Source organism: Sediminitomix flava (assembly GCF_003149185.1).
In the GTDB taxonomy this organism is placed as follows: domain Bacteria; phylum Bacteroidota; class Bacteroidia; order Cytophagales; family Flammeovirgaceae; genus Sediminitomix; species Sediminitomix flava.
Genome location: NZ_QGDO01000021.1, coordinates 1 through 3,266 on the forward strand (window position 1 = coordinate 1; position 3,266 = coordinate 3,266).

The window sequence follows — 3,266 nt, forward strand, 5'->3', positions numbered from 1 at the left end:
ATTGAAATTTTAAAATAGGAAGAAGCACATAACAAGGGGCATATTCCACAGCCATATGCGATGCAATCTGGCTGCGATATCATGCCCGATTCGTTGTAGCCCATAAAAAAAGAAAGTGATGGGAATGATAAATGAATTTTTTGTAGTTCCTGACGAACTCATAAAAAAAAGGATAAAAGAGGAATTTGATATTTATGATTATATCCAAAAAGAATTAATACTTTTTCACGAGTATAAAGATTTACCATTTTGGCGAGATGGGATTTCTTTTGGTACGAATAAAGGTTGGAACGCAACACAAGAAATTCTAAATCAACTTGACCAATCTGAAGACAAAATTTTAAAAAGAATTACCTACGACGATAACAAATTCTTATCCAATCAATTCTTTAAATTGAATTCAGATGTAGATAAAATATGGGAATATTTAAAGAGAATTTCTATTGCCGAATTTCATAACTTCCTTGAAGACGAAATTAATAGAAAGAAAATCGAAGAAAAAGAAGGTTATAGAATGCATTGGGTCAATAATCAATCAGCTATGGTTGAAAATTTCATGGAAATCCTTAATGCTTACTATAATGCTGTCAAGAGGAAAGAAGGAATTATAAATGAACTTGAATAAAATGAATACGGGCTACAATCGAGTAGACGGCTGACGATCAGATGATCGCCAGTGCGCCTCTCACACCACCGTACGTACGGGTCTCGTATATGGCGGTTTGTTAATTTTCAGTACTTCTTTTGTACAGATTAAGCATAGATTCATAACCTCTTTTCTCTAATCGCTGGATGGTTATGGTTGTACCAAGGATGGGGCTACAGGCAACTGCCCAACCTCCCATTCTTGTCCGGCTCCATGCATAGGCTTGACCTTTTTCGATACCTAAACGGATCAGATTCTTTCTTTTCCTTTCTGGTTTCTTCCAATGGTGCCATATGCAATATCGGAGGCGATTGCGTAACCATTCATCTACCTTCTTTAGCTTACCTTTTATGTTGGCTAGCTTAAAGTAGTTTACCCATCCTCTTTGGATTGACTTCAGTCGTTTTATCCGTTCGTCGAAGCTCATAGGTATGGTCTTACGACTGACTTCTTTTAAAGACTGTTTGACTCTATTCCACGCCTTAGTATCCACTACGAGTTGGTATTTTCCTTTAGCGCCTTTCTTGTAAGTTGGCACGAAGCCATAACCTAAGGCTTTGAAGTTGAAAGGGCGTCTGATTCCACTCTTTTCTTTGTTGATCGGTAATTTCAGCTTGTTCTTAAGAAACAGGTAAATACTATTTCCTGTACGTTTGGCTGATTGTTTACTTTTCAAATAAATACTGAAATCGTCGGCATACCGTATGTATTTATGTCCTCTTTTCTCTAGTTCTTTGTCAAGTTCATTGAGCAATATATTAGATAGTAGAAGACTTAGTGGACCTCCTTGCGGAACTCCTTTTCTTCTTTGGCATAGTTTGCCATTGACAAGAATAGGTGCTCGTAAGTAGCGTTTGAGCAGTAAAAGAAGTTTGGGGCATTTCACTTTAGCATAAACTAATTCTAACACTAATGCATGCTCAACTTCATCAAAGAAACTTTTCAGATCAATATCTATGATATCCTGATAGCCTTCATTGATATAGCTCAGTGCTTGACTGATCGCTTGTTGTGCATTTTTGTTCGGACGAAAACCGTAACTATGCTCCTGAAACTCTGGTTCGAAGATTGGACTCAATACTTGACACATTGCCTGTTGAATAAGGCGGTCTTCTACCGTAGGGATTCCTAGCAGTCGGGTTTTACCGTTTGTCTTTGGAATTTCCACTCCTTTGATTGGTTGAGGGCAGAACTTGCCGTTCTCCAATTTGGATTTAGTAGTTTCCCATGTGTCCTGTAAATGAGCAAGTAATTGATGTACTTGCATCTTGTCTATTCCTCCAGCACCTTTATTTCTTACCACTTGGTGGTAAGCCATTCGCATGTTTTCTTTTGTTAGTAGTTCATTAATCATATACTAAAATTCACTTAGTCTCGCTTAAGTAAGGGCTAATGATGTACTGGGAAGCTACCGTAAGCGTCCATCATCTCCCGTACGAATTAAAGACGGTTAACATTTAATCCTTCCCCTTTCGGGTACTATGATCTCGGCTGACTTCTCCTACTCAACAAAGCAGGAGATCTCCCCAGGTAAGAACATCCTCTTTCCTCCGATGCCCGCTACATCTACTAACAAGGCTCTCATCTTACGAAGTTTTGGGCTTTACAAAGATGTGCTTGCTTACCCGACCTTGATAGCCTCATATGTAGTTTCTGTTCGTCGGTACCGGATTTTGCAGTCTCGCTTCCTTCAGTGCTTACCTCGCGGTAAACCACCTTGCGACTTGCTAGTGCTTCGAGACGTTATTCCCGCACACAAGGGACTTGCACCCTCTAGATTAATGACTTATATTCAAACTATAAATCAAAGGATGCCCATGCTGGGCACACACAATGGCTCATAAAGCATATTTGTTGCCGCAGGCGCAACACAAAAAATACGCTTTATAGCCGATACGTTATGTGTAATAAATTACCTCTGAATGAATTTTCAAGAAAAAATAGCAGACTATGTACTTGGAAATAGAAGTTTAACTCAATTACCTGATATAGCATTAACAGGAATAAAAGAAAATTTAGAATCTGATTCGCTTGATATCCTAGCGAGTATGAATGAAAAAGATAATGGATTTGAGATAAAGCAATATTTCGAACAAATGATTATCGAACTTAATCTCCATTATCCGACTAAATTGGATTCTGCTAAGATCCTAATTAGGTATTACCTTAACTTGATGATTAGTGATACTCAGAATGTATTTTTGTACATGACTGAGATTCATAACAATGTTTATTTTAAATTTGATTGGTCTAATTTTGTATCTAAATCAAGTAAACGATACTTCGGAGATGAATTGGATTTACAAAGTTTATACACTTGGTATAGAGAGCTTCAAGATTTAAAAGATCATGGAAGACTATTATATTACAATGACCTACCTCGAGAAGAACAAAAGAGAAAGTTTGAGAATCACCTCCTTGAGGAAGCTCGAAATTGGTTAGAAAGAAATTAAAAATACACATAACAAGGGGCATATTGCACAGTCGTTATGCGACGCAATCCGCCTGCGACACCATGCCCGATACGTTGGCAATCATAAATAAGTAATCTAGCATGGGATTTTTTGATAAACTCTTTAATAGAGATACAAATCAAGACAAGCAATCTAAAGAAGTACAG

The 3,266-nt window shown here is 37.6% G+C and carries 3 protein-coding genes; 2 read left to right on the top strand and 1 reads right to left on the bottom strand.

Annotation, left to right across the window (positions count from 1 at the left end; all coding sequences use genetic code 11):
• Positions 1 to 118: 118 nt before the first annotated feature.
• On the top strand, positions 119 to 625 hold the full coding sequence (locus tag BC781_RS25190) for a hypothetical protein (protein ID WP_109623302.1): 507 nt from the start codon (positions 119 to 121) through the stop codon (positions 623 to 625).
• Positions 626 to 725: 100 nt separating this feature from the next.
• On the opposite strand, the gene ltrA is transcribed toward BC781_RS25190, so the two are convergent.
• The gene (gene ltrA / locus BC781_RS25195) at positions 726 to 2,000 is read right to left on the bottom strand and encodes a group II intron reverse transcriptase/maturase (protein ID WP_109623304.1); all 1,275 of its coding nucleotides are present in this window, start codon (positions 1,998 to 2,000) and stop codon (positions 726 to 728) included.
• Between the two features lie 568 nt (positions 2,001 to 2,568).
• Here ltrA and BC781_RS25205 point away from each other — a divergent pair.
• Positions 2,569 to 3,099, top strand: coding sequence for a hypothetical protein (locus BC781_RS25205; RefSeq protein ID WP_109623308.1), 531 nt, complete (start codon positions 2,569 to 2,571; stop codon positions 3,097 to 3,099).
• The last annotated feature ends 167 nt before the right edge of the window (positions 3,100 to 3,266 follow it).